At 60.9% G+C, this 3327-nt stretch carries 3 protein-coding genes and 1 pseudogene; 1 reads left to right on the plus strand and 3 read right to left on the minus strand.

Going from position 1 to position 3327, the window contains the following annotated elements:
- Positions 1-77 precede the first annotated feature (77 nt).
- The 3 genes from E5X34_RS28045 to E5X34_RS28055 all read right to left on the minus strand — a co-directional run bounded on the left by E5X34_RS28045 (position 78) and on the right by E5X34_RS28055 (position 2355).
- Positions 78-683 (minus strand): transglutaminase-like cysteine peptidase, encoded by a 606-nt coding sequence (locus tag E5X34_RS28045; protein WP_292117609.1) that lies wholly within the window; start codon positions 681-683, stop codon positions 78-80.
- Between the two features lie 241 nt (positions 684-924).
- Positions 925-1542, minus strand: coding sequence for a PilZ domain-containing protein (locus tag E5X34_RS28050; RefSeq protein WP_292571660.1), 618 nt, complete (start codon positions 1540-1542; stop codon positions 925-927).
- Positions 1543-1716: 174 nt separating this feature from the next.
- Complete coding sequence (locus E5X34_RS28055; protein WP_292571663.1) at positions 1717-2355, minus strand: PAS domain-containing protein; 639 nt, start codon at positions 2353-2355, stop codon at positions 1717-1719.
- A gap of 426 nt (positions 2356-2781) precedes the next feature.
- Between E5X34_RS28055 and E5X34_RS28060 the strand changes: the two are divergent.
- Positions 2782-3297 (plus strand): annotated as a pseudogene (locus tag E5X34_RS28060) (rhomboid family intramembrane serine protease); the annotation flags it as partial.
- Positions 3298-3327 lie beyond the last annotated feature (30 nt).

A 3327-nucleotide genomic window follows, 5' to 3' on the forward strand; every position in this document is an offset into this window, starting at 1 on the left:
CGGGGAGGGTGGGGACTCGACCGGGCTTTTCCCTAAGCACGTCGCGCGGGCACGACGTGGCTAATCGCTTTGGCGCCTTAGCGGACGCTGGCGACCGCATCCTCGCGGCCGTCGTTGATCGTCACCCAAACGCCCGAATTCTCCGTCGATTGGCGCTTGAGATAGGTGTAGACCGTATCGTTCCAGGCGAGCACTTTTGGCTCGAGATTGTCGAGGATGAACTCGCCGAGGCTGGTGCGCACGGTGAGCACGGCATGGCCGTCGCCATTGGGCTGGCGCACCACCGTCATCAACAGATTGCCGGCCGGGACACCCGCGGCCATCAGCTCGCGGCGCTTCTCCAGCGCGTAGTCCTCGCAGTCGCCAACACCATTGTCAGGATAGGCCCAGTATTCCTCGACACCGTAGATTTCCATGTCGGTGCGCGGCTTGACGCGGGCGTTGACCGAATTGTTGATGTTGATGATCGTCGCCCACAGCTTGCGCGTCAGTTCGACCGGCGGTCCCTTCGGTGTCCGCTCGTTGCACTCGACCGGAATGCGCTGACAGAAATCATAGTGACCGACCGGCTGGGTGGTGCGGCCACCCGTATGCATGAAAACCGGTCCCGCGCTTGCCGTGCCCCAGGCGGAAAGCTGCATCGCCATTGCCAAGAGCAACAGCTTGCCCCTCGTCATCTTCATTCTTGTAGTCTCCCCGTTTGAGGAGACTGTGCCACGTTGGGATTTATTTGACGCAAAAACGCGAAGTAGACATTGAGTAAAACGCCGGTCGAATAAGCATAAAAGTTGAACTATCGTGGGCCTGGGTTGTTCAGATTTGTAAAGATTTGGTAGGTGCCGGGTGGCCTATTTCGGGTGAAAACCGGGCAACAAAAAACCGGCCGCCGAGGGCCGGTTCGTTTTCGCTTTGCGGTGGCTTGCGTCAGGACCGCGGCGCGTTGAATTCCTGGTCGAGCGTTTCCGGCCGCTGGATGACTGCGAATTCGATGGCGATGCCGTCCTCGAAATGGCGCACCACTTGGCCGCGCATGGTTCCAAGCATGACCTGGATGCCGATCGCCGGCTTGACGTCGATCTCGATCGCGGCGCCCGAGAGCGACAGGTCGATGATGCGGCACTGATACTGGCGCCCATCGGTGAGCTGCAGGACGCTCATCGGATTGCGCGGCGCCACGCGCTCGTGGCGACGATCCTCCGGGAGGTCCAGCTCATGCTTGTTGGCAAGCCAGGTGAGCTGCGCGGCAAGCTTGTCCTTCTTGCGATCGGAGGCGATGACGGTCATGGCGAAACCGTCCTGCGACGTACGCGTCACGATGCCCTCGACGCGGCCGATATGGTCGATATAGGCGATGACCTTCTCGCCCGGCATGCCGATACGGTCGGTGCGCAGCGCGACATTGCCGGGTGACATGTCGATCACCTGGCATGGATGCTCGGTGCGGTCTTCCAGCATGAAGCGGCCGTAAATCTTGACCCGGACACGCTGAAAATTGCGCCGCTCAGCTCGTGACGGTGCGAATTCTACCGCCGCTGACCTCATGACTGCCTACACCCCATTGGCATTCCGCGCGACGATGCGTGGAATTTCGCCCGAAAAACTACAGCGAAGCAGGTTAACAAACGGGAAAAATCGGCCGCGAACGCCTGGGCCTGGAGGCTCGCGCGACGCGAAAAAATTAACCGCGAGTGAGGGGAAAATCTCGTGCGGCCAGGCTCATTCGTGACGTCCGCCGTCGAGGACGACCAAGTGGCGGATGCGGCGCACGCGGCCAAGCGCCGAAATGGTTTCCGGGGGATCGAATTCGGACGGAACGAGCGAGGGAACCTCGATCGCCGGCCGGTTCTTCAGGAACATCGGCTCCTTGTCGGGATCTATCACCCGGATCGTGTCGATAAGCGCGTCGGCGAGCGGGTCCGCGCCCAGCCAGAAAGGCTTTTCGGCGGTGCTGATAATGCCGAGGCAGCGCGGGTTCTCGTGGCCCCCGTCCAACGGCAGCGCCAGGAGCTCGAACTTGTTGGAGCGGCCGTTGCGGCTGAATCCCTCGTAAGTCATGAACAGCACCGATTTCTGATCGAAGACGCCCTGCATCAGCCGCGACACCAGACGCTGGTCCTTCTCGCGCCACATCGAAGGAAAAGAGAAGCCCTTGAGCTCGCGTCCGTAATAGGCGCAGAGCCTCGTGCCGGCCAGTCGGAACACCGCTTCGCCGCGCGTGTCGCGCTCGAGGATGAAGGTGTCTGCCAGAAGCGACTTGATGTCGGCCGGCTCCACTTCCGATCGCTTCGGGGCGAGGCGGCCATCACGCAACTGGTTCCAATATTGGAACAGCGCGATCGATCCTTTTTCTTTCATTTCCATTCCGCTCCGCACAATCTGTCTTTTGATGTCCCATCGGCGAACAGACAGGGCGCCCTCCGATGACCTTCATGCGGTGCGGAGCAGGATGCGTGCCAGTATCGTTAACGTTTGTTCACGCCTCGGGGTCGTTAAGGTTAACAAATGGTTTACATTGCGCGCTGCCGAGGCCCGTGGCACACAAAAGTCACTCCAAAACGGTCGTTTCAGCAGCGATCGGCAGCACTTCAGTCACGAGTTTACGGGGAGCAGGGGACTCGACCGGCCGTTCAGGGGGACACCTGGACGGCCTCTTTTTTTGATTCGACCCTGTTCTGATTCGCCCCTTTTCTGCTGGGACGCTGTGGCGATTAGCCGTTTGTGATTCGAACGGGCGTGATCTACATGCTCGCCGAACCCTAACTCCCGGACCTGCGAAGGCGCATGAGCGAACCGGCAAGCCCCGCTGAAACCGAACCGTCGCCGGACGAGGCGCCCGAGCCAGGGCGCCGCGAACCGGTGTTCAACCTGCCGCCGGTCGTGCTTGCGGTGATCGCCATTTGCGCGGTCGTCTATCTGCTGCAGGAATATGTGCTGAACGAGACGCAGCAGATGACGCTGCTTTACGACGGAGCCTTCATTCCGGTGCTCTACACCGGCAAATATGGCTTCGACTGGTTCTTGTTCACGCGTCCATTCACCTATGCGTTCATGCATGGTGGCTTTGCCCACATCGCCATCAACATGATCTGGCTTGCGGCCTTCGGCTCGCCGCTCGCCAATCGTCTCGGCGCGCTGCGTTTCGCCATATTCTACGCGGTGACCGGGCTGGCTTCGGTTGTTCTGTTCTGGGCGCTGCATCCCTATGGCGAGGTGCCGCTCGTCGGCGCATCGGGGGCGATTTCCGGCATGATGGGCGCGGCCGCGCGCTATGGCTTCCGCATTGACCGGTCATCCGGCCGCGCGGCCGGATGACCGGTCAATGCGGAA

The organism is Mesorhizobium sp., assembly GCF_004963255.1.
Taxonomy (GTDB): domain Bacteria; phylum Pseudomonadota; class Alphaproteobacteria; order Rhizobiales; family Rhizobiaceae; genus Mesorhizobium.

What these genes read in the sequence shown, in the direction of transcription:
- E5X34_RS28045 (WP_292117609.1), bottom strand. Translation starts at nt 683, where the DNA reads ATGAAGATGACGAGGGGCAAGCTGTTGCTCTTGGCAATGGCGATGCAG.
- E5X34_RS28050 (WP_292571660.1), bottom strand. Translation starts at nt 1,542, where the DNA reads ATGAGGTCAGCGGCGGTAGAATTCGCACCGTCACGAGCTGAGCGGCGC.
- E5X34_RS28055 (WP_292571663.1), bottom strand. Translation starts at nt 2,355, where the DNA reads ATGAAAGAAAAAGGATCGATCGCGCTGTTCCAATATTGGAACCAGTTG.